This window comes from Enterococcus italicus (assembly GCF_023743875.1).
Taxonomy (GTDB): domain Bacteria; phylum Bacillota; class Bacilli; order Lactobacillales; family Enterococcaceae; genus Enterococcus_G; species Enterococcus_G italicus.
This window is the reverse complement of the sequence record NZ_JAMRVB010000001.1, coordinates 916,291-939,674: the sequence shown is the minus strand read 5'-3', so window position 1 is coordinate 939,674 and position 23,384 is coordinate 916,291. Positions and strand designations below refer to the sequence as shown.

The 23,384-nt window shown below is 36.3% G+C and carries 26 protein-coding genes and 1 pseudogene; 25 read left to right on the top strand and 2 right to left on the bottom strand.

From position 1 onward, the window contains the following. The first annotated feature begins 45 nt into the window (after positions 1–45). The 15 genes from NE257_RS04535 (at position 46) to NE257_RS04465 (ending at position 15,374) form a co-directional block, all read left to right on the top strand. The gene (locus NE257_RS04535) at positions 46–1,188 is read left to right on the top strand and encodes a DNA cytosine methyltransferase (protein WP_251885891.1); all 1,143 of its coding nucleotides are present in this window, start codon (positions 46–48) and stop codon (positions 1,186–1,188) included. Further along, a complete protein-coding gene (locus NE257_RS04530; protein ID WP_081119424.1) occupies positions 1,178–1,468 on the top strand; it encodes a hypothetical protein in 291 nt (96 codons plus the stop codon). Before NE257_RS04535 ends, NE257_RS04530 begins: the two co-directional genes overlap by 11 nt. A gap of 253 nt (positions 1,469–1,721) precedes the next feature. Further along, on the top strand, positions 1,722–2,906 hold the full coding sequence (mobT, locus tag NE257_RS04525; RefSeq protein ID WP_251885890.1) for a MobT family relaxase: 1,185 nt from the start codon (positions 1,722–1,724) through the stop codon (positions 2,904–2,906). After that, the gene (locus tag NE257_RS04520; RefSeq protein ID WP_251885889.1) at positions 2,903–3,040 is read left to right on the top strand and encodes a DUF3789 domain-containing protein; all 138 of its coding nucleotides are present in this window, start codon (positions 2,903–2,905) and stop codon (positions 3,038–3,040) included. The genes mobT and NE257_RS04520 overlap by 4 nt, the downstream gene beginning before the upstream one ends. Positions 3,041–3,044: 4 nt before the next feature. Continuing rightward, positions 3,045–3,266 (top strand): hypothetical protein, encoded by a 222-nt coding sequence (locus NE257_RS04515; RefSeq protein ID WP_002298822.1) that lies wholly within the window; start codon positions 3,045–3,047, stop codon positions 3,264–3,266. A gap of 11 nt (positions 3,267–3,277) precedes the next feature. Then, positions 3,278–3,781: an antirestriction protein ArdA gene (locus NE257_RS04510; RefSeq protein ID WP_251885888.1), complete on the top strand. Its 504-nt coding sequence runs from the start codon at positions 3,278–3,280 to the stop codon at positions 3,779–3,781. Positions 3,782–3,981: 200 nt separating this feature from the next. Next, entirely contained in the window at positions 3,982–5,037 is a 1,056-nt protein-coding gene (locus NE257_RS04505; protein ID WP_251885887.1) for a dsDNA nuclease domain-containing protein, read from the top strand. Continuing rightward, entirely contained in the window at positions 5,034–6,722 is a 1,689-nt protein-coding gene (locus tag NE257_RS04500; RefSeq protein WP_251885886.1) for a coiled-coil domain-containing protein, read from the top strand. Before NE257_RS04505 ends, NE257_RS04500 begins: the two co-directional genes overlap by 4 nt. Positions 6,723–6,778: 56 nt before the next feature. Further along, positions 6,779–7,168 (top strand): conjugal transfer protein, encoded by a 390-nt coding sequence (locus NE257_RS04495; protein ID WP_251885885.1) that lies wholly within the window; start codon positions 6,779–6,781, stop codon positions 7,166–7,168. Further along, positions 7,155–9,602, top strand: a complete 2,448-nt coding sequence (gene tcpF, locus NE257_RS04490) for a conjugal transfer ATPase TcpF (RefSeq protein ID WP_251885884.1) — start codon at positions 7,155–7,157, stop codon at positions 9,600–9,602. The genes NE257_RS04495 and tcpF overlap by 14 nt, the downstream gene beginning before the upstream one ends. A gap of 4 nt (positions 9,603–9,606) precedes the next feature. Continuing rightward, positions 9,607–11,730: an FUSC family protein gene (locus tag NE257_RS04485; RefSeq protein WP_251885883.1), complete on the top strand. Its 2,124-nt coding sequence runs from the start codon at positions 9,607–9,609 to the stop codon at positions 11,728–11,730. Beyond that, positions 11,727–12,731, top strand: a complete 1,005-nt coding sequence (locus tag NE257_RS04480) for a bifunctional lytic transglycosylase/C40 family peptidase (protein WP_251885882.1) — start codon at positions 11,727–11,729, stop codon at positions 12,729–12,731. Before NE257_RS04485 ends, NE257_RS04480 begins: the two co-directional genes overlap by 4 nt. A gap of 18 nt (positions 12,732–12,749) precedes the next feature. Next, positions 12,750–13,661, top strand: coding sequence for a conjugal transfer protein (locus tag NE257_RS04475; RefSeq protein ID WP_251885881.1), 912 nt, complete (start codon positions 12,750–12,752; stop codon positions 13,659–13,661). 82 nt (positions 13,662–13,743) lie between these two features. Then, complete coding sequence (locus NE257_RS04470) at positions 13,744–14,574, top strand: hypothetical protein (RefSeq protein ID WP_251885880.1); 831 nt, start codon at positions 13,744–13,746, stop codon at positions 14,572–14,574. Then, the gene (locus NE257_RS04465) at positions 14,571–15,374 is read left to right on the top strand and encodes a hypothetical protein (protein ID WP_251885879.1); all 804 of its coding nucleotides are present in this window, start codon (positions 14,571–14,573) and stop codon (positions 15,372–15,374) included. Before NE257_RS04470 ends, NE257_RS04465 begins: the two co-directional genes overlap by 4 nt. Positions 15,375–15,920: 546 nt before the next feature. Here the strand turns inward: NE257_RS04465 and NE257_RS04460 are convergent. Both NE257_RS04460 and NE257_RS04455 read right to left on the bottom strand, forming a co-directional pair. Next, positions 15,921–16,427, bottom strand: a complete 507-nt coding sequence (locus NE257_RS04460) for a hypothetical protein (RefSeq protein ID WP_251885878.1) — start codon at positions 16,425–16,427, stop codon at positions 15,921–15,923. A gap of 160 nt (positions 16,428–16,587) precedes the next feature. Then, positions 16,588–16,968: a helix-turn-helix domain-containing protein gene (locus NE257_RS04455; protein ID WP_251885877.1), complete on the bottom strand. Its 381-nt coding sequence runs from the start codon at positions 16,966–16,968 to the stop codon at positions 16,588–16,590. A gap of 161 nt (positions 16,969–17,129) precedes the next feature. Here NE257_RS04455 and NE257_RS04450 point away from each other — a divergent pair. The 10 genes and pseudogenes from NE257_RS04450 (at position 17,130) to NE257_RS04405 (ending at position 22,853) form a co-directional block, all read left to right on the top strand. Then, positions 17,130–17,648 (top strand): annotated as a pseudogene (locus NE257_RS04450) (hypothetical protein). A 41-nt stretch (positions 17,649–17,689) separates the two neighbouring features. Next, positions 17,690–18,340, top strand: coding sequence for a hypothetical protein (locus tag NE257_RS04445; protein WP_251885875.1), 651 nt, complete (start codon positions 17,690–17,692; stop codon positions 18,338–18,340). An 8-nt stretch (positions 18,341–18,348) separates the two neighbouring features. Continuing rightward, positions 18,349–18,657 carry a hypothetical protein gene (locus tag NE257_RS04440; RefSeq protein WP_251885874.1) on the top strand — a complete coding sequence of 103 codons (309 nt, stop codon included), beginning with the start codon at positions 18,349–18,351 and terminating at the stop codon, positions 18,655–18,657. Next, a complete protein-coding gene (locus tag NE257_RS04435) occupies positions 18,644–20,170 on the top strand; it encodes a hypothetical protein (protein WP_251885873.1) in 1,527 nt (508 codons plus the stop codon). Before NE257_RS04440 ends, NE257_RS04435 begins: the two co-directional genes overlap by 14 nt. A gap of 30 nt (positions 20,171–20,200) precedes the next feature. Continuing rightward, the gene (locus NE257_RS04430) at positions 20,201–20,452 is read left to right on the top strand and encodes a hypothetical protein (protein ID WP_251885872.1); all 252 of its coding nucleotides are present in this window, start codon (positions 20,201–20,203) and stop codon (positions 20,450–20,452) included. 3 nt (positions 20,453–20,455) lie between these two features. Continuing rightward, entirely contained in the window at positions 20,456–20,770 is a 315-nt protein-coding gene (locus NE257_RS04425) for a hypothetical protein (protein ID WP_251885871.1), read from the top strand. Between the two features lie 69 nt (positions 20,771–20,839). Further along, positions 20,840–21,586, top strand: a complete 747-nt coding sequence (locus NE257_RS04420; protein WP_251885870.1) for an AP2 domain-containing protein — start codon at positions 20,840–20,842, stop codon at positions 21,584–21,586. 71 nt (positions 21,587–21,657) lie between these two features. Then, the gene (locus tag NE257_RS04415; RefSeq protein WP_251885869.1) at positions 21,658–22,119 is read left to right on the top strand and encodes a hypothetical protein; all 462 of its coding nucleotides are present in this window, start codon (positions 21,658–21,660) and stop codon (positions 22,117–22,119) included. Positions 22,120–22,171: 52 nt separating this feature from the next. Further along, the gene (locus NE257_RS04410; RefSeq protein WP_251885868.1) at positions 22,172–22,579 is read left to right on the top strand and encodes a sigma-70 family RNA polymerase sigma factor; all 408 of its coding nucleotides are present in this window, start codon (positions 22,172–22,174) and stop codon (positions 22,577–22,579) included. An 82-nt stretch (positions 22,580–22,661) separates the two neighbouring features. Then, the gene (locus NE257_RS04405; RefSeq protein WP_070783127.1) at positions 22,662–22,853 is read left to right on the top strand and encodes a helix-turn-helix domain-containing protein; all 192 of its coding nucleotides are present in this window, start codon (positions 22,662–22,664) and stop codon (positions 22,851–22,853) included. The last annotated feature ends 531 nt before the right edge of the window (positions 22,854–23,384 follow it).

The window sequence follows — 23,384 nt, the reverse complement described above, 5'->3', positions numbered from 1 at the left end:
CAAAAATGTTCTTGGCTTTTTTCTATGCAATGAATGAGGTGATTTATGAAATTTTTAGATTTATTTGCCGGTATCGGTGGCTTTCGCTTAGGCATGGAACAAGCAGGCCACCAGTGTATCGGCTTTTGTGAGATTGATGAATTTGCTCGGCGGAGTTATAAGGCAATTCATGATACCAGAGAGGAGGTGGAAATGCATGACATCACAAGTGTATCAGACGAATTTGTTCAATTCCTCGGACCAGTGGACATCATTTGCGGCGGATTTCCGTGCCAAGCTTTTTCAATTGCGGGAAAGCGGCAAGGATTTTCCGATACTCGAGGTACTTTATTCTTTGAAATCGCTCGGTTCGCCGCTCTTCTCCGACCTAAGTTTTTATTCCTTGAGAACGTCCGGGGATTGCTCAATCACGAAGGAGGGGCTACGTTCGAGACAATCCTCCGAACGTTGGATGGATTGGGGTATGACTTGGAGTGGCAAGTGCTTAACTCAAAGGCCTACGTTCCCCAAAGCCGCGAGCGGGTTTTCCTTATCGGACATTATCGAGACGCATGTACCGAACAAGTATTTCCTATCATTGGATCGTCTGCGGCATCTGATCAAAACATCAGAAACGTGTTAAATATCAATCCATCTAATCGTGGGATGGGTGGACAAGTCTACGGTCCAGATGGCGTGGCACCAACCTTAACAGGAGATGAAGGAATCAAAATCGCGTTACCAGCCAAAGAAGGCATATCGGTGGCGGGGGTGTTGCCGGGGAATTTTGAACAAGGCAATCGGGTTTATGAGGTAACTGGAACAGCACCCACCTTGTCAACGAAACAAGGTGGAACGAAGATTATGATTCGGAAAAATGAAACTGAATACCAAGAGGTGAAGCCAGGGGACAGTGTGAACCTGGCTTTTCCTCATTCCACAAGTCGGCGGGGGCGCCTTGGCAAACAAAGTGTGCATACCTTATTAACAGGAGACCAACAAGCAGTCGTCACGGATCAGTACCAGATTCGTAAGCTTACGCCAAGAGAGTGCTGGCGGCTTCAAGGCTTTCCTGATTGGGCTTTTGATCGGGCAGCTCAAGTCAATTCAGATAGTCAGTTGTACAAACAGGCCGGAAACTCTGTGACAGTTCCGGTCATTTTTGATATTGCCAGAAGATTAAAGGAGGTGGAGAAGCATGATTTATGATGAGTTGATTGGGGAAATTTATTGGGTGATCGGCAAAATTCAGTCAGATCCGGAACTAGAAGAAGAATTACGACGGCTCAATTTTGAGATTCGCAAAAATGGGGTGAAAGTCCCGGGTGATCCGTATGTAATGGACGAGGAAACCGATGCGCGTATTGAAGTGAATCAAGTAATCGCAGAATTTGAACGGATTGCCGACCTTGCGAAAGAGCCAGAGATTCAGCAATACTTGCTCGAAATGAAAGCAGAGTTGGAAGCAGATGGGATTACAGATGAATAACAGCTAAACCCAACTGATAGGCGCTGACCACGGGGGATTTGCGAAGCAGAAATCCTCCGTGGTGCTGTGCCTGTTCATGGTCGGCGCCAGCCGGCCATGATGTCTCACCCCCCGTATCTAACAGGGGGGTACAAAAACACAAAAAATAAGCAAGCAACCATTAAAAATGCTTGTTGTATCAAGGATATTAAGCAATTTGCATAGGTGTTAACTCATTTGAAAAAGTTAACACCTTGAACTTGGAGGTGAGAACTTGACACAACGGAATTTAGATTATCGGTTATTAAAAGAACGACGCAATGAATATGGTGTTTCACAAAATAAATTGGCTACGGCTTGCGGGCTTAGCCGTCCCTATTTAAATCAGATAGAAAACGGTGGCGTAACCGCCTCTACAAAGACCATGAGGAAAATTTTTGACCAACTGGAAAGTTTCAATCCCGATTTGCCTTTGACGTTACTGTTTGACTATGTAAGGATTCGTTTCCCCACAACGGATGTCCGGAAGATTATTGAAGGAATTCTCCATCTGAAATTTGAGTATATGCTTCATGAAGATTACGCCTTTTACTCCTATCAAGAACAATATGTCATGGGCGATATTGTGGTGATGTTATCTCATGAAGAAGATAAAGGTGTGCTTTTGGAATTAAAAGGGCGAGGTTGTAGGCAGTTTGAAACTTTTTTACTCGCTCAAAAGCGTAGCTGGTACGATTTTTTCGAAGATTGTTTAAAGGCTAGTGGCGTGATGAAACGCTTGGATTTGGCAATCAATGATCGAGTTGGCTTGTTGGATATTCCTGAGTTAACGAAAAAATGTCAGAAGGAAGAATGTATCTCCTTGTTTCGTACCTTTAAAAGTTACCGCTCCGGAGAGTTGTTGAAAGCTGATGAAAAGGATGGTATGGGCAATACTTTATATATCGGCAGCCTCAAAAGCGAGGTTTATTTTTGCTTGTACGAGAAAGATTATGAGCAGTATATCAAGTTAGGGATTCCATTAGACCAAACTGAAACGAAAAATCGTTTTGAGATTCGACTGAAAAATGACCGTGCTTATCATGCGATTCAAGATTTGTTAAAAGGTCGTAGCATTGAAAGTACTACGTTCTCCATTATCAATCGTTATTTGCGATTTGCGGATAAGGTGGAAGGAAAGAGACGAACCAACTGGCCCTTGAATGAACAATGGGGGCGCTTCATTGGTCGTAATCGGAAAGAGATTCAACTCACTTCTGAACCGAAGCCGTATACCATTGAGCGAACGTTGAATTGGCTTGGAAGACAAGTCGCCCCTACGTGGAAAATGGCTAAGGAGTTAGATCGGATGAATCAGACAACCTATATTCAGGATATGGTACAGAATGCACGATTATCAGACCGACATAAAAAGATTTTGGAGCAACAAAGCATGGCAATCGAAAACTTGATTATATGAAAAGAGGAATTGTGGTGGGAATTGTAAAAGATATGTTATTGGTATTTGGTGGCAGTATGCTTGGTGTTACTGTGATGTGCTTGGTGCATGCAAGTGAAGCAGCAGACCGAGCAATGGAAAAGAAAGGAAAGTGACAAGATGAATTTCGGACAAAATTTGTATCAATGGTTTTTAACCAATGCCCAATCATTAGTCTTACTGGCAATTGTGGTCATTGGTTTATTTTTAGGATTTAAGCGAGAATTTTCCAAACTGATTGGCTTCTTGGTCATTGCCTTAATTGCGGTCGGACTGGTCTTCAATGCTTCTGGGGTGAAGGATGTCTTACTTAATTTGTTTAACCGAATTGTCGGTGCTTAGGGGGAATCACAATGGAACAGATGCGCGTTTATATTGCGAACCTCGGGAAATATAACGAAGGTGAGTTAGTGGGGGCGTGGTTTACCCCACCTGTCGATTTTGATGAGGTCAAAGAACGGATTGGATTAAATGACGAATACGAAGAGTACGCAATTCATGATTATGAACTTCCCTTTGAGATTGATGAGTATACACCAATTGAAGAAATTAATCGGTTGTGTGGCTTAGCAGAGGTGCTTGAAGGAACGCCAGTTGGTGAAGCAACTTTAGAGATTCAACAAGCTTTCTTCAATTCTTTCGAGGAAATGGTAGAGCATGTGGATGATATTGTTTATTATCCGGACTGCGATGATATGAGTGATGTGGCGTATTATTTGATTGAAGAAACAGGCGCTTTGGGAGAGGTTCCTATACACCTACAAAATTATATTGATTATGAAGCTTATGGCCGAGACTTGGAAATAGGTGGAAATTATTTGACTACTAGTCGTGGTGTTTTTGAATATTGTATATAATATAACAAATATATTTCCTTGACTAAAAGGGAGAACAAGTGTTCTAATATGTAAAGGGGATGTTTTAGTAAAATAATTAATAAAATTAACGGGTTGTATATATATCTTAAATATGGTTTAAACTGATTTTTTTATGCTGTATAGCAAGCATTCCAAAGAAGGTGTTATAATAATAACAGCACTTTCAAGGAGGCACAATTATGGGGATAGATGAGGCGTATTTGAATTACCAAGCAGATGTTTCTGGGGCACGTTCAAAAAATCGCTTTTCATTTGAAATTTATTGGGGAATTGATAAATTTCTACATGAGTTAGCTATTTCATCTGATTTCACAATGGTTTTTGATTATGTTTGTGATATTGAAATTCATCATCCAGATCGGTTCGAATTTTTTCAAGTTAAAACAAAGAATGCTAAATCATATACTATCGGATCCCTTACAAAGAAAGATTCAAAGAAAAATAATTCAATAATTAGTACCTTATATCAAATAAGACATACCGAATATGTTGCCGGTCACCCAAAATCTAAACTAGCTATTGTATCTAACTTACATTTAGCTGTACCAGGTAATTCAAAATTACCTAACTCGGAATTTCAATTAAGTCTGTTGGATGAAAAAAATAGAGAATCAATTCTGAAAGCTATTAGAGCTGAATTTCCTGATGAAGAAATCGATTTATCAGATATTTTTTTTATTAATAGTGATTTAAATATTTCTGCATATAAAGATACGATGGTAGGTCGTGTTAATTCTTTTTTCATTCAGATGTTTGGTGAAGATCCTATTAAACCTGGAGCATTATTAAATCTTTTAGCGGAAGAGGCACAGTTAAAAGCAAATTATGAATTTTCTATTACTTCGCGTCAAGAAGTATTGGATAAAAAAGGTCTTTCATCAGATCGAGTAAATTTGATTATGGGGCGGTATGCAGAGCAATCCTTTTCTATTGCAGAACAGTGTAAAAAATATATCCAAGATTCTGTGATGAATATGGGGAAAAGGTTGAAATATTTTTCTATGATTCCTGATGTAATTTCTCGGTTAAGAATGGATTATTATTGGCAAGAGCTTGAAGAGAAAATAAAAAAAGATGTAATCGCTAAAGCAAGTGATTTAGAGGCAGATGAAATGTTCAGCTTAGTGAGACAGTTCATTGAGATTACCGATGTAGATTTTCCAGTTGAATTCTCTTTAGAAGAGATAGAGTTGTTATCTTTGGTAGTTTTGATTAAATTGGAGGAGGTTTTATGATGACGAAGTCGCTGATTGTGAAAAATATATATCTGTTCTCAACAGCATCACAAATGGCAAAGAAAGTATCTTTCACTTCAGGAATTAATATTGTCACCTCTGATCAGGAAGATGGTAATCAGAGAGGGAAATCTCTTATTTTAAAGAGCATTTTTCATACTTTAGGTGCAGATAGTTTTTTTGATGACAATTTAAAAAAAGATTCTGTTACTTTTGTTATAGATTTTATGATCAATAATAGTGAATTTACTATGTTGCGATTAGGGAAATTTTTCAAGTTGTTTGATTCTGAAAAAAATCTATTACTAAGTACGGATATAAGAACAGAGTTGGCTGAGAGGCTGTATTCGTTGTTTGACTTTTCAGTTTATCTACCATCAAGGGATGATAAAAAGTTAATGATTGCTCCGCCGGCATTTGCGTATATGTTGAATTTTATTGATCAGGATCATATGAAAGGAAGCAAGTTTGAATCTTTTTCTGGTTTGGGGCAATTTACAAGATTTCAAGAAGCATTGCTGTATACACATTTTGGTTTGTTCAATCGGGAATATTTTGATTTGAGACTTAAACAAGATGAGTTGAAAGAAAAGTTGAAAGTAAGTGATAATGAACTCGTAACTATTGGGAATATGTTGAAAAAAATTGATCAAGAACTACCAGAAGCTGTTCCAGAGCAAGTAGAGGCATTGCGAGAAGAGTTGAATCGGCAGGAAAAGAAATATAGGATTATATACGATGATTTAAGAAAAGTAAAAAATGAACTGGCAAACCTTAGAAGTAATCAAGTGAATATTATTAAAACCTTGGAGGATGTCAATAAGCGTAAACGTCATGAGGTTAGAGATATAAATCATGTATTGGAAAAACATTCTTGTCCATTATGTCAGCAGGATTTAGAAGATACATTAGATGTACGTATGGTGAAAAATATCAATATCGAAGATTTGTCGCAAGTAAGTCTTGAACTACAGCGACTTATTTCAGAAACCAATCGGCATATTGAAAAAAAGGAGCATGTTTATAGTAAACATCTTTCTAGATTAAACGGGTACAATAAGCTGCTTAAAGGAACGAAAGAGAGTCATGATGAGATTCTGAAGATACAGGGATATTCTGATCTTAAGACTAAGTTAGAATTAGAATGGGCGGAGGAAGACTTATATAATAGAAAAATCTCTAGTGAAAATAATGATGTAAGCAAGAAGTTGAGAGCATATTCAAAAAAGAAAAAAGAAGTGAACGCCTTTTATTATAAATCTATGAAGCAAGATATCGTAAAATTTGGCTTGAAAGAAATACCAGATTCATCCATTGAAAAAGTTGAGAAAAATGTAAAAGCTTCTGGTAGTAATAAACCTATTGCAACAGTAATTTGGTATATGAATTTATTAAAAATAAAAAATGAATTCAATCCTGAAGCAATTGAATTTCCAATTATTATGGACAGTCCCAACCATGGTGAGCTTGATGATCAAAAAAAGGAGACTCTATTTGAGTATATTTTTGAAAATATTCAAACCGATACTCAGTGTATTCTTTCAACTTTAGGGTTTAATCGAAATGAGTACGATGATGATTTAGAACTGAATATTATTACGCTTAATAATGACAAGTATCAACTCATGAATTTTAATGACTATCAAGATAATAAAGAGTATCTTTCAATGCTCATAGATAAGTAATAACAAAGAACTGCAGTGTGTACACTGTGGTTCTTTATTTTAAATTGAGGTGAAATATGAAAAAAATAAAAAGTTATACCAGTATCTGGGCAGTTGAAAAAGTCATTTATGCGATTAATGACTTTCAGTTGCCTTTTCCTGTGACCTTTAATCAGATGGCTTGGTTTGTTTTATCGTTGTTGTTTGTCGTCGTATTTTCCCATGTGCCTCCACTATCTATGATAGAGGGGGCGTTTTTAAAATACTTAGGTATTCCGGTGGCGGTTACTTGGTTCATGTCGCAAAAGACCTTTGACGGCAAGAAACCATTAGGATTTTTACGATCTTTTATCAGCTATCACTTACGGTTTAAGGTCACTTTTGCAGGGAAGAAAGTCAAAGAACAAAAGAAACGATGGGACGAACCTATTACTCTTGTAAGGAGTGTGAACTATGTACCCGATTAAGTATATCGAAAACAATCTTGTTTTTAACCAAGAAGGCGAATGTTTTGCCTACTATGAATTAGTGCCCTATAACTATTCCTTTTTATCGCCTGAACAGAAGTATCAAGTACACGATAACTTTCGCCAATTAATTGCACAGAATCGTGAGGGGAAGATCCATGCCTTACAAATTGCCACCGAAAGTAGTATTCGTGCCACACAAGAGCGATCGAAAAAGGAAATTACAGGTAGACTCAAAGAAGTAGCATTACAACGAATTGACCTTCAGACAGATGCTTTAGTATCCATGATTGGCGATAGTCAGATTGATTATCGCTTTTTTATTGGCTTCAAACTAATTGCGACAGATGAAGAGGTCAATCTAAAGAATCTCAAGAAATCTTTCTTTTCTGGGCTTCAAGAATTTGTCTATGGAGTGAACCATCATTTAATGGGCGATTTTGTTTCGTTATCCAATGAAGAAATTCGTCGCTATTCTAAGCTTGAAAAATTAATGGAAAGTAAATTGGCCCGAAGATTTAAAGTCAGACGAGTCACACCGAGTGATCTGACGTATTTGATTGAACATATCTATGGCGAAAAAGGGACACCGTTTGAAGAATACGAATTTCAGCTACCAAAGAAAAAGCTAAAATCAGAAACACTGGTGAAACGTTATGACCTACTGCGTCCTAGTCGTTGCTTGATTGAAGAAAAGCCTCGGTACTTACGCATGGAACACGAAAATCATGAGTCTTATGTAGCGTATTTAACAATCAATACGATTGTGGGGGAGATGGAGTTTCCATCTTCGGAACTTTTCTATTACCAGCAACAACAATTCACTTTTCCGATTGATACTTCAATGAATGTAGAGATTGTGACGAATAAGAAAGCACTTGCTACCGTTCGCAATAAGAAAAAGGAACTGAAAGATTTAGACAACCATGCCTATCAATCCGATAATGAAACGAATGCCAATGTATTAGATGCTTTGGATTCAGTAGACGAATTGGAAACCACTTTGGATCAGTCGAAAGAATCCATGTACAAATTGAGTTATTTGGTTCGAGTTAGTGCGGAATCAGTGGATGAACTAAAACGCCGTTGTGATGAAGTGTTCGATTTTTATGATGATACCAATGTAAAACTAGTCCGGCCCTTTGGCGATATGATGGGTTTACATGAAGAGTTCTTACCCTCAAGCAAACGCTACATGAACGACTATATCCAGTATGTGACGTCTGACTTTCTGGCGGGGCTTGGTTTTGGGGCTACTCAGATGTTAGGAGAGTTGGAAGGGATTTACTTTGGCTATAACGTGGATACAGGTCGCAATGTTTACCTGAAACCGGCATTGGCCTCACAAGGGGTCAAGGGTTCAGTAACCAATGCACTGGCCGCCGCTTTCCTTGGTTCACTCGGTGGTGGCAAATCCTTTAGTAACAATCTTTTAGTCTACTATGCCATCCTTTTTGGTGGGCAAGCCGTGATTGTCGATCCAAAAGGGGAACGTGGTGGATGGAAAGAAACGTTGCCAGAAATCGCGGATGAAATCAATATTCTTAATTTAACTAGTAAGCCAGAAAATCAGGGGTTACTTGATCCGTATGTGATTATGAAGAAAAAGAAAGACTCGGAAAGTTTAGCAATTGATATTCTGACCTTCTTAACAGGAATTTCTAGTCGAGATGGGGAGAAATTTCCTGTTTTACGCAAGGCAATTCGAACCGTTACTCAAAGTGAGCAACGGGGGTTATTACAAGTAATCGTTGAATTGCGAAAAGAGGGCTCGCCAGTCGCAGAAAATATCGCGGATCATATCGAGTCTTTTACCGATTATGATTTTGCCCATTTGCTTTTCTCAGATGGTTCAATTACTCAATCGATTAGCTTAGACAAGCAGTTGAATATCATTCAAGTAGCGGATTTGGTTTTACCGGATGCAGAAACCACTTTTGAAGAATATACCACCATGGAATTGCTGAGTGTTTCGATGCTAATCGTCATTTCCACTTTTGCCTTAGATTTTATCCATAGCAACAGAGAAATCTTCAAGATTGTGGACCTAGATGAAGCTTGGTCATTTCTTCAAGTAGCACAAGGAAAGACCTTAGCGAATAAATTAGTGCGCGCTGGGCGGGCCATGAATGCCGGGGTTTATTTCGTTACGCAAAACAGTGACGATTTACTGGATGAACGTTTGAAGAATAATATCGGTTTGAAGTTTGCTTTTCGCAGTACCGATATTCATGAAATTAAGAAAACCTTGGAATTCTTTGGATTAGATCAAGAAGATGAAAGCAATCAAAAACGCCTGCGAGATTTGGAAAACGGTCAATGTTTAATGCAAGATTTGTATGGTCGAGTGGGCGTGGTCCAGGTTCATCCAGTCTTTGAAGAACTTTTCCATGCTTTTGATACTCGTCCACCTGTTCAAGAGAGAATGGAGTGAGGAGATGAAAAAGAAACTTTTTCGGATTGCAGGAATGATCGCAATCAGTCTCTGCGCTATTTTACTTCTTCTCAGCCTGATTGGAACGGTGGCCGAGGCAACAGGTCTGGTTGATGATACGGTTGAAGTGGGAAATATATACTCTCAATATTCTTTGAACAATTATCAACTAGATTTCTTTGTGGATAGCTCTTGGGATTGGCTGCCTTGGAATTGGGGTGATGGTCTAGGGAAGAGCGTGATGTATGGTCTTTATGCCATTACCAATTTTATTTGGACGGTTAGTCTCTATTTATCAAATGCCACGGGCTATGTAGTTCAAGAAGCCTACAAGTTGGACTTCATTTCAGACACTGCTGAAAGTATTGGGAAGAATATCCAAACCTTAGCTGGCATTACCGAAAACGGATTACAGACCTCGGGATTTTACTTTGGGTTTCTATTATTGATGATTTTAGCTCTAGGAGTTTATGTGGCGTATATCGGATTATTAAAACGAGAAACCACCAAAGCCGTGCGGGCTGTCATTAATTTTGTGATGATCTTTCTACTTTCAGGTTCGTTCATTGCTTATGCACCTACTTATATCACAAAAATCAATGACTTTAGTTCGGATGTTAGTGAAGCGGCTCTTAGCCTTGGAACCGAAATTGTTGTACCCAATTCAGAATGCCAAGGAAAGGATAGTGTGGATTTGATTCGAGATAGTTTATTTTCGATTCAAGTCCAACAACCTTGGTTACTCTTGCAATTTGATGATTCTAATATAGAAGAAATTGGCGAAGATCGTGTTAACAAAATCCTATCTGTAAGTCCAGATGAAAATAAAGGCAAGGATCGGGAAGAAGCGGTCAAAGCCGAAATTGAAGACAATGATAATGCGAATTTAAGTATTACCAAGACCATGAACCGCTTAGGAACCGTGGTCTTTTTGGTGTTGTTCAATATTGGAATTTCCTTCTTTGTTTTTCTTCTGACAGGGATTATGTTGTTCTCCCAAATTCTCTTCATTATCTTTGCGATGTTTCTACCGATTAGTTTCTTATTGTCCATGTTGCCGACTTATGAGAGTTTGGGCAAGAAGGCGATTATTCGTTTGTTTAATACAATTATGATGCGAGCAGGAGTTACTTTGGTGATTACGACTGCATTTAGTATCTCCACGATGTTTTTCAATATTTCGGCCACTTATCCCTTCTTTATGGTAGCATTTCTACAAATTGTGACCTTTGCCGGTATCTATTTCAAATTGGGCGACATTATGAGTATGTTCAATCTTCAAAGTAATGATAGCCAATCAATGGGAAAACATGTCATGCGAAAACCGCAAATGTTAATGAATCGAAAACTACGGCAACTCAATCGAAATGTGGGGCGAACTTTGGTTTTTGGTGGTGGTGCAGCAGTCGGAAATAAGTTGGCAAAGGAACAATCAAAATCCAAATTTAAGCCATCCGATTCTTCTCTACGGAAGAATTCACGATTACCTAACAATCACGAGGTAGCATCTGACTTGAATAAGGACAATCAAATCCCAGATAACAAGAAACGGTCTCGAATGAATTTGGCCGGGAGAAAAATCGGCAAGGTTTTGGATACCCAAGCTTTGGTGAAAGATAAGACCAAACAAGTAAAAGATCAAGTACGGAATACACCGACCAACTTGAAATACAATCTCCATAAAGGAATTGAAAAGACGAAAAAAGCACCAGAAGAATTCAAGCGCGGACTTGTCCAAGAAAAAGCAAATCGAGCGGAGTTGCGAGAAAAACAACGACAACTTAGAGATGAAAAAATGGCTGGAAAGCGTAAAGTATTGAACGAAGTAGGGAATCGTCGTGGGAAAAGAAGAGAAAATGTTCCGATTAAAGCAGAGGTCCAACCTAGGAAAGATAGGACGCCGAAAAAAGAAGCACCAAAGCGGATTGTGAAGGGAAATCTGAATCCCAAAATCAAACGAAAACTAACTAGTCAAGAAATCATTTCAAAAGGGAAAAGCCAATCATCAAGTAAAAAAAATTCTTTCCAACAAGTGAAACAGAGGTCCACTCTGCCAAAACGGACCAATCAAAAAGTACAAAAAAGAATGAACCATCGTCCAAAATCAAGGTCAGGTGAGAAAAAATGAACTTGAAGAAATTGAGTATTATTTCGTTAACTTTTCTGACCATCTCTTTTATGGGTATTTTGATGTGTGTGGGATTGTTGTTTGGTGAAGACAGTGAGGGAAGTGGTAGTTCTGGCACTTCTCCTGGCGGAATTGGTGTTTCAGAAGAAGTATTGAAACACCGTGCAATGGTGGAAAAATATGCCAAAGAATCGGATATAACAGAGTATGTCCCAATTCTTTTGGCGATTATTCAAGTGGAATCTGGCGGCACAATGGAAGACGTTATGCAAAGTTCTGAGTCAGCCGGGTTGCCACCGAATTCATTGAGTACCGAGGCATCCATTAAACAAGGGTGTCTCTATTTTGGGTCTTTGGTTAAGCGTTCCAAAGAACTAGGGTGCGATCAAGATAGTATTATTCAGGCCTATAACTATGGTGGCGGGTATTTAGATTATGTCGCAAAAAACGGGAAGAAGTATAGTTTTGCTTTAGCTGAATCCTTTTCAAAGGAAAAATCGGGCGGTCAAAAAGTAGACTATCCAAATCCCATCGCAATTAAAGAAAATGGTGGGTGGCGCTATAACTATGGCAACATGTTTTATTGCTTATTAGTGAAGCAATACCTAATTACGACACAGTTTGATGATAAAACTGTCCAAGAGATTTTTGACGAGGCGTTTAAGTATGAAGGGACGGCTTATGTATTTGGTGGCTCAAGTCCAGAAACGGGATTTGATTGTAGTGGCTTGACCCAATGGTGTTATGCCAAAGTTGGTCTGAAGCTTCCTCGGGTCGCTCAGGATCAATATGATGCCATGACCCATATTGATCTAAAAGATGCTAAACCAGGTGATTTGGTTTTCTTTCATTCGACTTATGATGCCGGCACTTATGTGACCCATGTGGGCATTTATGCAGGAGAGAATCGCATGTTTCATGCAGGGAATCCAGTGGGCTGGACAAATCTAACGGAAAACTATTGGCAGCAGCATCTTATCGGAGCTGGCCGCTACAAATAAGAGAAAAGAGGAAAAAGAATGAAGATCAAAATTGAACGAAATCAAAAGGAAAAGATTCCAAAAAAGAAGAAAGAACGAGCCGTTTCAGTGGGCAAGCATCGAAAACTGGTGCTTGCCCTTTGGATTTTATTGTCTTGTAGCCTTACTTTTGGCATCTACAAAAGCTTTACGGCGATTGATCAGCGTACAACTCATGAAAAAGTGGTAGTAAAAGAGAAGATAGTGAATACTTCTGGCGTTGAAAGCTTTACAGAGGATTTTGCGAAAGAATATTTTTCATGGAAGAATAATAAAGAAGCAATTGAAAAGAGAATGAGTACTCTCAGACAATACCTTACAGAAGAAGGTCTCACTTTGAGCCAAGATATGATCCGGGCAGATATTCCCACTAGTTCCGAAGTTCAATCCGTAAAAATCTTAGACGTTGAGAAGAGCTCGGAGGAATTTGTCGTTTCATTTTTAGTAGATCAAAAGATTACAGAGGGGAAAAAGACACAATCAGCTTCTTCTGCTTATCGAGCGATGATCTTTGAAGATGAAAATGGGAATCATGTTGTAACGAGTTTGCCTACCATGGTTGCAAAACCAGAAAAAGCGGAGTATGAAGTAAAACAAGTAGAAGGTGATTCAGAAATTGATGCCAAAACAACGGAAGAAATCACGGAATTTTTAGAGACATTTTTCAAGCTTTATCCAACAGCATCGGAAAAAGAACTTGAGTATTATGTAGAAGATAGTGAAGTCACACCAATAAATACTACATTGATGTTTATAGATTTGACTAATCCTATTTATCGACAGAAAGGAGAGAGTTATCAAGTTTCAGTGGTAGCAAAGTACCTTGATGATACTTCAAAAACAATAGATAATTTCAAGTATTCTTTTGTTTTACAAAAGTCGGAAAATTGGAAGATCATAGAAGCTTATTAGCTGGAAAATAATAAATTTATCTTTTGTAATTTGATGGTATATAATAATAACACAACTTTTAATTCATGAGAGGTGAGACTAAATGATTACATTAGATAAATTTATTGAAAAAAGATTGATAGATGATCAGAAGAACTTATTTGACTTAAAAAAGAAAGATGTTAATTTACAGGATTGTGTAAACTATGTTTTTGAATATTTTAATACTTATATTAACATCAATGAAGCTCAATCTTTGCAAATTGAAAACAATGAAAAACTGGAAAAATATCAAAAGCAAGTCGATAAATACTCAACAAATGTACAGAAATGGCTCATAGAGGTATATTCTCGTTATAACAAAAAAATGAATCAGCAAATCTCAAGATTGCTAAATAAAATGGATACTTTTTTACTAACCAATTCACCTGATAGTTTCAGAAAATATTCATATAAATGCTATTCCTTGCTAATTAAAAAGTATCCCTTTATGGAAAACTATATAGATCAACTTTACGAGTATATTGTTGACGAACATAGAGTTTTGAATACTAATAATTTGGGTGAAAATGAGCCAGTAATGAACTTTAATGAAAAAATCAATAATTATATCAAGAAAACAAATGATAAGTATAATGTTAATTTACTTATCTGGGCAGAAAATTATGCATCAAATTTTTCTGAATATGAACATATGTGGACCGCTGGTACGTATGATAATTTAGATTTTGGTAAATACTATAATCCGATTAAGGCTAAGAAAAATAGGTTTAATATAGATACTATATATTCTCAACTGTCAACTTTGCCATATATCAGGGGAAAAAAGAAAATTTTGGAAATATTGGTTATGTATTATTGGCATAATCAAATTTCACCAATTGAGGAAGATCTTTACGAAAAATATATGAAGCAAGCTTGTGAATCCATATGAAGATAGAGGAATATATTAAACTTAGAAAAACATATGAAGGATTTGATGAAACAGAATATAAGAATAAAGAAGATAACATTCGGAAATTAATAGAGTATATTTTTGATTTCTATAAAATCTTAGAGGATGATCAAAGTTTCCAGAAAAATCTACAATTAAAAGAATTGAGAAGAAATGTCAATTATCAGTATGAGATTGACTCATTTAGTGAAGATACGCAGCGGTGGTTGATTAAATTATTTAATCAATATAATGTGAAAGTTAATCGGAAGCTTTCTATTGTGTTAGATGATATTGATTACTTTTTACTGATTTCAGATGAAAAAGATTGGGAAAAATTATCGTATAGTCTATTCACTGAAGTGATAAGAAAACAAGCTTATTTAAGTGAATATCCTTTAGAAATATTATCCTTTGCAAAGGAATATTATGGAGTTTATAGTAAAAACACTAGTCTATCAAGCTTTAGATACCAAATAAGTTTAAAGTCAAAAAAATTTATTAAACATGTTTATAATGAATATGGAATTAATCTTGTTGCATGGGCGAAAAGCTACTTAAATTATTTTTATAGCAGGGTTACACTATGGCCAGTGTCTCACAGAATTGAAACAGAAAAAGATGGCAAAAGAATTGTTCAGTATAATATGAATGCTAATAGAGATGTTTTTGCACTTAAGGTTGTGCTGGAGAAGCTTTCTGACTCAAATGGTCTTTCTAGCTTATTGAAGAAAAATAAAAAAATTTTAGTAGAATTGCTAAGAGAGGAAAGCAAACAATTAAAAATTACAAGAAAATAGTAAATCATCATTTTATTATATAACGAAAAACGATACTTGAATAAAAATTCAAGTATCGTTTTTTTAATACTTATAAATACTGTTCTGCTTTTGTACTATGGACAGATCAAAGTCTTGCCTATTATTCACGATTTCATTGTAGACAGTGAGTATGTTCTCAAATTCTTTTGGAGTAGGATTTGAATGAATGGATACTACGGTACACTCTGGTACGAACAGTGATGGAAGATTGGTTATCAAAAGATCGTACTTACACATTTTTTCTCTAACTGAGGTAAGGCTAGTAGCATCAATCAGATCCACATTCACTCGCGTTTTTAAATGATACATAATATCTTCTTTCAAAAAATTACAGTGCTCATAGCTCGTATTGAAAAAGAGTCCAGTCTTAATAGTTGGCGATTTTTGTTCCAATTGATCAGATAATGAGTTCCATGAAGTGACCACCATAAATAGTAATCGATTAATAACGGAATCATCTACATAAATTGGTAAATCACTATTTAAAAAATAACGAGATACAATTTCTTTGACCCTTTGTGTGAATCATTCGTAATAATTATTGAGATTGATAAAAAATTCTTCATTAGGATTATAAAGGATTTTTGCAGGTTCCCAAATATAAGTGGTTGCGTTGTATAGATAAAGCATAAGTTCTTCTTTATTTGATAGGATTAGATTTTCCTTTTCAACAATTGAGTTTAATGTATTTTCTATCGCGACACGAAGATGATTAATTTTTGGATTTAAGGAGCATTTTTGATTTAAATCTGTCATTGACCATACATATTTATCATTGAAAAGTATGTAAAATAATCGATATATGCTCTTTGAGGTTATCTCAGTGTGGTAGTGTTGAAAAAGTTTTTGAGTTAACTCTTCTGAAAAAGTAAAACCATGTTTTTGATCATTTTGTGATTGGCTTGGAAGTAAATAACCTCTGCGAATGCGTAGAAAATTAATAAATAACATAGTTCTAAATTTATTTATATAAGAATAGGTTTGGCGTGCAGGTGTTTGTAAAAATGGGTAACAATCCATAAACTCTTGCATGACCTCATCCATCAATTCAACATCGTTCTCAGTAATTACTTTTTCAATGAGTCCATATTTTTCGATTAAGTAGCAAAAATAGAACCAGCAGATTTTTCTCTGATCACCGATTATGTCCATATAGGTACAGTCAATGTGAAAGTCGAAAGGAGTTAAAAGTTCATTGCTTGTTCCTATCTTTCTTTTTTTTTAATGTAGAAATGCTGAGGAAAAGATGATCAGCTAAAGAGGTCAAGTTGGTATGTCTACTTAAAAAGATTTCTTCAAGTATGGAGAATCTTGCAGACTGATTGTAAAGTGCAGAAAAAATAAAAAAAGGATTTTGATTAGGCATGAGAATTAGCCGTACACCAAGTTGTTTACTACTTTCCAGTTTCGCTGGGGTGATGTATCGGTTGATATCCCCAATACTTTTACGAACTGTACTTTCAGAGATTTGGGTAAATTTCGAAATAGTACTAATTTTTTCCCAGTCTCTATAAATGAGAAATTTAATGATTTGATAGTGCCGTTGTAAGTTTTTTTCTAATAATGTTTCCATATGGAGCCTCCAATAGTTAACGAACGTTAGATTAAAAATGAACTTTCTCAATGAGAATTATTGTTCTATAGTTATCACCGTTGTTGGAAACATAGGTAAGCTGACAAGCTACAATTATTATAACAACATTAGAGTAAGAAAAACAATGGACGGTAAGGAGAATGGAAAGAAAAAAACGATTAAGAGTTGTTATCCTTTTAATTTTGTTGATAGCTCTGTTAGTGGGAAGTGTATACTACTATTTTTTAACTCATCAAACTGCTCCCAATGTAGTTGCTGGCGAAGCTGATGGAAAATCAGGTGAGTTTGTTAAGGATATGAGCGAAAAAGAGTTTGAAGAGCTTCTTCAAGCAAAGGCTGATAAAAGCGAAGTACGTTTGAAAATGAATTCTGATATGGTTTTTGAATCTTCATCAGAGGTTGGCGAGGTCAGTATATTAAATCCGGCAAGTAATCAATATGCCATACGCGTTCAGACTACAATTGATGGAGAGAATAAAGTTGTTTATGATTCAGGTCTCATTAAGCCAAAACAATATGTATCCCAAGGAAAATTAAGCACTACCATCAAAAAAGGTGTTTATAAAACTCAAAATTTAGTCACCTATTATTAGAACGATAAGGCACAAAAAAAGGTTGGAGAAACCCTGGTAGTAGGGCAATTATCTGTGAATAACTAGAATATCTAGTTATAAATAATAGAAACAATGGAGGAACAAAAATGAAAAAAACGCAATTTGTAGCACTTTTCGGTGTAGTCGCATTTGGAGGAGCAGCATTATTAGGGCCATCAGCTGCGTTTGCCTATGAAGATGGTCAACCAGATCCGAATACCCAACCACAGGAAGTCAAAAAACAAGATTCTGCTACTATTCCGGCAGAAGGAACATTTAAAGAATTTGACCCAACAGATCCAACAGACCCGACTCAACCAGATCCAGATCCAACAGATCCTGCATGGGTTGATGTTAAAATTCCAACAAAAATCTTATTTGGTCAAACGGATGTAATTACAGGTATTATTTCTCCACTTTATGAAATTGAAAATCTTTCCTCAAAAGGAGTTAAGATTTCTGTTCACGATTTTAAGGATAGTGGTACACCGGGAGGATCTGGAAGTCAAACGGATGCTGAAAAAATTAGTGATAAGTTGACTTTGAATTTAACCAATAAAACTGCAAACAAAGACATTGCTTTGCACACGACAGACCCACAAAATCCTGCTCAATTCCCGGCGGAAATTGGCACTTTGAATCCAACTGGAGACAAGCTTGAATTTAAATTAAGTGGTGGGGTAGCAACAGGGTTTAATTTTGAAAAGAATGCTTTAAATCCACAATATGATTTAGTTCTTAAGTTTGAAGTTCAATAGGAATTGATATGAAAAAATACTATGGTTTTATATTGCTATCGTTAGTAATCATTCTAACTTTTATTTGTCCAATCGAGACCTTCGCTGAGTCATCAAGTATTCAGTTTAATCATATTCCGATTGAAGGAATCATTGGCAAAGGAAACGACCAACATTCTGATGTAGTTGATGAAAACCAAAGTGATAAGATGGAGAAATTACCACAATTAGGCAATGAAGGAGATAATAGTAAATTTCTCTCCTTCATTGGAGTGGTTCTTATGCTTATCGCTTTAGAGCTGAGGTTTCTATTGGGGGGCGCTTATGAAAAAAAGTAGCATTTCTTTGATTATGGCTTTCGTTTGCATTATTGGAAGTTTGTCATTTCCCACATATAGCTTTGCAAGTGATTCAGGAGCTACCGCAGCAGGAGTTGCACAAGATGCTACTGAGGCCGAGTGGAATAAGCTTGATACTTTTTTGACACAGGCTCTTATACCAAAAAAAGAGGGTGCATCCGTTTCGTATGATTATCCCACAAACTTTGAGACTTACTGTACGAATTGGGAAATGAATGAATACAATTTTACGGGTCCTGCCAAACGAGTCATAACAAAAATCACTAGCTCTGATCCAAATACGGTAATTCCGACGTATACAGATCATTCCATTAATTTGACACGAGGCAAAGGAAATACAGGGCTTGTTCAACTTGATATTGAATACAATCTTGAATGGCGATTTTATGTAGAAGAAAAAGTGGGCGGGATTTGGTACCAAGTCAATGATCGAATTGGAAGCTTTCATCAAACAAAATCGATTATGGTAAATGTTTCAAAACGATCACTAGATGTGATTCCAAAGAAAAATAATACGATTGAATTGAATTTATTTGATGCTACATTTAATGATCCGTTTAACTACGTTGATGTTTTATCACACGCTGGAACAGTAAATTGGAGTATGGAAGAGCGACCTATTGATTCCCGACTAGGTGTTACAACCGGTAAGTTTCGATTCTCCGATAATAATGAATCAATGCTGGTTACCGTTCCATTTACAGTAATTGACACCACACCTCCAACAGGGACATTAATCAACCCAATAGAATTAGAACTTGGCCAAAAATCAGATGTTAATGACTTCTTTGTAAGTCCACCAAAGGATAATGGAAAACAACCCGTTACCATTCGTCCAGACTCGGACCCAAATAGTCTAGGATTAGGTAGTCACAATTTTGGTGTTAAATTAATCGATAACTTGGGAAATACCGTAAGCTTGAGTACTACAGTGATTGTGAAGGATACAACTCCTCCAAAAGTCATAAGTAAGGATGCAACGATAGACTACGGAGGTACTGTAACGGAAGCTGATTTTATCGATCATGTATCAGATAATGATATTAATGGACCATTTTCGTTTTCATTTAATAAGTCAAAACCAACTCCGGACAATAAGAAAGTTGGTATTCAAGATGTTTATCTGGAAGTAAGTGATCCATCTGGAAATATTACCAAAGTACAAGCAAAGTTAACTGTTAATCCTGACAATGTTGCACCTACTGGGGATGGTATTTTACAAGTGATCCCAGTCAACGGCAGTATATCAGCCAACCCACTTGATGTAGTAACAAACTTGCAAGATAGCGATGCTATTTCAAAAATAACAGCAAAGTATATAAAAATACCTGATACATCTAAAATTGGTTTGACGGATGCAAAAGTTGAATTATCAGATCAAAATGGGAATAAGTCAGAAGTGACTGTGCCTGTTTTTGTACATGATCACCATAGTATCTTTGATGATCAATATGTTTTGAGTTCGCAAAATTTCACTGCCTATTCTAACTAAGTTCCTGCTTCAAAAATGGAAGAATGGATTTTGCAAGAAAGCCAATCTAAAGCGTGGGAACTTTCTAGTGGAAATGAAATATCTCAGCAAATTAAAGTGATTAAGCATGATGTCAAGCCTCAGTTTGGCTCCTATACTGCTACGATCCAACTTGGCAATCTTACGAAAGATATTACGATTAATATTTTAGATGCCAAAGATTTGATTGATGTTACTATCCCGCAAAAAGTAATTTTTGGATCAACAGATGTTCAAAACGGTAAGGTATCATCACCAAGTTAAGAAGTGAAAAATAATTCAACTGCTAAGCTCAAAGTATCTTTAGCCAAAATGCAAGTGGATTCTAGTTCAACGATTGATGTCATTCGAGCTAATGATATCGAACCTAGTGGGAAAGATGAAAAAGTGAAATTAAGCTTGAGTTCATTGGAAGAATTTCAGTTTCCGATGATTGAGTTACATCCATCAGTTGCAAATCAAGAATTGGGAATTTTAAATTCTCAAGCAGTTGGTGGATTTCAAATTAAAGGAGTATATTACGGAAAATATCAAAATACAAAATGTAACATCCAAATGACCTTCAAATTTGAAGTGATTTAGTAGAGATAACTAGGGTGGTCCCCTGGTTATCTCAGTACATAGATTTCATGAGTAATGAGGCGATGGGTTATGCAAAAAATATATGGTCATTTGATTATTTTAGATGAATTAATTCAAAATGGTTATAAAAAGTATCACTGCCTTTGTGATTGTGGACAAGAAACAGTTGTTTATCATTCCAATTTAGTATCAGGTCGAACAAAAAGCTGTGGGTGTGGAAATGTTAAAAATCGGCATAGATATAAAGATTTATCTAATAAAAAATTTGGTGAACTAGTTGCCCTTGCTCCAACAGAAGAACGTAGCGAAGGAACCGTTGTATGGAAATGCCTTTGTTCGTGTGGCAATGAAATACTGGCATCGGCAAAACGATTGCAACGAGAAGAAATCCGGAGTTGTGGATGTCTTAAGGAAAAACAGTTTCACATTGAAAAACAAGTATTCGGTAACCTGACCGTCATTGAACCATTAAATAAGAAGTTAGATTGGAAGGCAAAATGGAGATGTAAGTGTAGCTGTGGTCACTTATGTGAAGTAAGCTATGGCAACTTATCATCTGGTCACACAAAAAGTTGTGGTTGTTTGAAAGGAGTTGAAAGTAGAACTTGTGTAAAAGGAACAATTGTCGAATGTTTGAAAGCCAAATTGGCAAAAAACAATAGTAGTGGTGTAAAAGGAGTTTATCGTTGTCGGGGAATGTGGGTAGCCTATATTACTTTTCGCGGAAAACGGCACTATCTTGGTGCTTATAAAGATCTAAGTGAAGCAGCGCTGGCGAGAAAAAAGCCGAAGATAAATATTTTTTGCCACTGTTAAAACAATTTTCGATTTAATGTCCAGTTTCGTGTTCCCTTTTTGTTTTTAGTAGTGAAAGGGGAAGAAAGAATATGGATATTCGTGATGAAAAATGTCGAGTGTACGAGCAACTGAGACTATTGATGGAGGAAAGAAGGGAGCTTTCAAAACAGTATTTTGATTTAAAAGAATACTTGATTCATTTAGAAGATAATCAAGACACGACAAATTCTGATAAAGCAATACATCGTGAACTGGAGCCTATGAATTTAGAAAATGAAAAGGAGCTCCAAGATTACTTTGCTCAGCGAAAAGCAATCGACAACCATCATCGATCTTACAAAGATTACGGGTTTATTATTGCATCAATCTTGAAAGAGTCAGGAAAACCATTATCTGCCAAACAAATATATCATGAGTGGACAGAATCGTATGAAATTTTTCCTGATTATCGCAATTTTGTAAATAATATTCTTTCAAAAATTAATCGAGATGAATCAATCCCTGTTGAACGTGCTATGAGAGGATATTGGCAATATAGACTTAAAACCTAATTTGTCCGTATATCTTTTTCCTCTCGAATTTTCAAAGGAAGAAGTGACAGTGATGAATCAGAATTTTGATTTTGCAAATGATGATGCACAAATTATTAGCTATATTCAAAAAACAGTTCATAATACGGCAATTAATTATTTTGCTAAAAATAGCAGACTAAAAGGTACTGAATTTGTTCCTGGACAAAAGACACTAGATTATTTTATCGAGGAGCAAGCAATGTATCCACAAGAAACTATTACGGTAGTATCTGAAAAATTTCCGCTAGATTTCTCTAATTGTGACTTAGCCACTGAATTCCAAAAACTGTCTGATAAAGATCAATCTCTACTAATTCAAAAATATATTTTTGGATATTCAGACTATGAGATTTCTATTCAACTATCAATGACACGGCAAGGTGCAACAAAAAAGCGCCAACGCATTCTAGGAAAAATTCGAAAACATCTCCTTCCTTAATTTTAAAAAACTATATGATTCGTGCTCCTCCTGAAGTACTAGCTATTGAAAATCAGTGCTAAAATGATGGAGGGTGCGTGAAATGAAGTCATTGGCAGAACTCGTTATTCTTGTTCAAAAGGATGATGAAGAGGCGTTTTCTCAAATTGTGAACAGTTTTAAACCATTGCTGGTTAAAGAGTCATGCCGAAATGGGAGCTTTGATGAAGATTGCTATCAAGAGTGTATGATCAGATTATATTTAGCTCTTAAAAAAATTGATATTACAGAATAGTTACTTTTAAAGATAATTGTGTAGTCAGTTTCTGTTAGCATTCCCGAAAGGTAGGTACAAAGCTATGGACCTACCTTTCTTTGATTTTGAATGATATTAAAAAAAATTTAGGGGAGGTTTTATTATGCTTCTGTTTTTATTAGGCTTATTTATAGGATGTATGCTGGGAGCAATTATAATGAGTTGCTTAGCCGCGGGAAAAAATGACGATGTAACTTCCGGAAGAGAGTAGATTTTACAGGGATATAAGTAAGGATGGCAGCCGCATTTTGCAGAGGTGGGAGTAAAAATGAAACGAAAATATATTGTGCTGGCTTTGTGTGTGTTATTTTTATTGGTAGTATATTCTCTTTTGACGCCCTTTTCTAAGGATGTTGCAAACATGGTGATAGTCATAATAGGAACCGTTTTGATACTTGTAACATTTTGCTATGTTGCGATCAAAAAAACACCTAAATAAGTAATGCTAGGCTTGGTACTGATGGGAAATTTAATAAGCCTTATTGCATTCATTTACAGTGTTATTTGAGT

Excerpts from the sequence above, each read along its gene's own strand:
- NE257_RS04535 (WP_251885891.1), top strand. The coding sequence starts at position 46 with ATGAAATTTTTAGATTTATTTGCCGGTATCGGTGGCTTTCGCTTAGGC.
- NE257_RS04530 (WP_081119424.1), top strand. The coding sequence starts at position 1,178 with ATGATTTATGATGAGTTGATTGGGGAAATTTATTGGGTGATCGGCAAA.
- NE257_RS04520 (WP_251885889.1), top strand. The coding sequence starts at position 2,903 with ATGAAAAGAGGAATTGTGGTGGGAATTGTAAAAGATATGTTATTGGTA.
- NE257_RS04515 (WP_002298822.1), top strand. The coding sequence starts at position 3,045 with ATGAATTTCGGACAAAATTTGTATCAATGGTTTTTAACCAATGCCCAA.
- NE257_RS04510 (WP_251885888.1), top strand. The coding sequence starts at position 3,278 with ATGGAACAGATGCGCGTTTATATTGCGAACCTCGGGAAATATAACGAA.
- NE257_RS04505 (WP_251885887.1), top strand. The coding sequence starts at position 3,982 with ATGGGGATAGATGAGGCGTATTTGAATTACCAAGCAGATGTTTCTGGG.
- NE257_RS04500 (WP_251885886.1), top strand. The coding sequence starts at position 5,034 with ATGATGACGAAGTCGCTGATTGTGAAAAATATATATCTGTTCTCAACA.
- NE257_RS04495 (WP_251885885.1), top strand. The coding sequence starts at position 6,779 with ATGAAAAAAATAAAAAGTTATACCAGTATCTGGGCAGTTGAAAAAGTC.
- tcpF (WP_251885884.1), top strand. The coding sequence starts at position 7,155 with ATGTACCCGATTAAGTATATCGAAAACAATCTTGTTTTTAACCAAGAA.
- NE257_RS04485 (WP_251885883.1), top strand. The coding sequence starts at position 9,607 with ATGAAAAAGAAACTTTTTCGGATTGCAGGAATGATCGCAATCAGTCTC.
- NE257_RS04480 (WP_251885882.1), top strand. The coding sequence starts at position 11,727 with ATGAACTTGAAGAAATTGAGTATTATTTCGTTAACTTTTCTGACCATC.
- NE257_RS04475 (WP_251885881.1), top strand. The coding sequence starts at position 12,750 with ATGAAGATCAAAATTGAACGAAATCAAAAGGAAAAGATTCCAAAAAAG.
- NE257_RS04470 (WP_251885880.1), top strand. The coding sequence starts at position 13,744 with ATGATTACATTAGATAAATTTATTGAAAAAAGATTGATAGATGATCAG.
- NE257_RS04465 (WP_251885879.1), top strand. The coding sequence starts at position 14,571 with ATGAAGATAGAGGAATATATTAAACTTAGAAAAACATATGAAGGATTT.
- NE257_RS04460 (WP_251885878.1), bottom strand. The coding sequence starts at position 16,427 with ATGCAAGAGTTTATGGATTGTTACCCATTTTTACAAACACCTGCACGC.
- NE257_RS04455 (WP_251885877.1), bottom strand. The coding sequence starts at position 16,968 with ATGGAAACATTATTAGAAAAAAACTTACAACGGCACTATCAAATCATT.
- NE257_RS04445 (WP_251885875.1), top strand. The coding sequence starts at position 17,690 with ATGAAAAAAACGCAATTTGTAGCACTTTTCGGTGTAGTCGCATTTGGA.
- NE257_RS04440 (WP_251885874.1), top strand. The coding sequence starts at position 18,349 with ATGAAAAAATACTATGGTTTTATATTGCTATCGTTAGTAATCATTCTA.
- NE257_RS04435 (WP_251885873.1), top strand. The coding sequence starts at position 18,644 with ATGAAAAAAAGTAGCATTTCTTTGATTATGGCTTTCGTTTGCATTATT.
- NE257_RS04420 (WP_251885870.1), top strand. The coding sequence starts at position 20,840 with ATGCAAAAAATATATGGTCATTTGATTATTTTAGATGAATTAATTCAA.
- NE257_RS04415 (WP_251885869.1), top strand. The coding sequence starts at position 21,658 with ATGGATATTCGTGATGAAAAATGTCGAGTGTACGAGCAACTGAGACTA.
- NE257_RS04410 (WP_251885868.1), top strand. The coding sequence starts at position 22,172 with ATGAATCAGAATTTTGATTTTGCAAATGATGATGCACAAATTATTAGC.
- NE257_RS04405 (WP_070783127.1), top strand. The coding sequence starts at position 22,662 with ATGAAGTCATTGGCAGAACTCGTTATTCTTGTTCAAAAGGATGATGAA.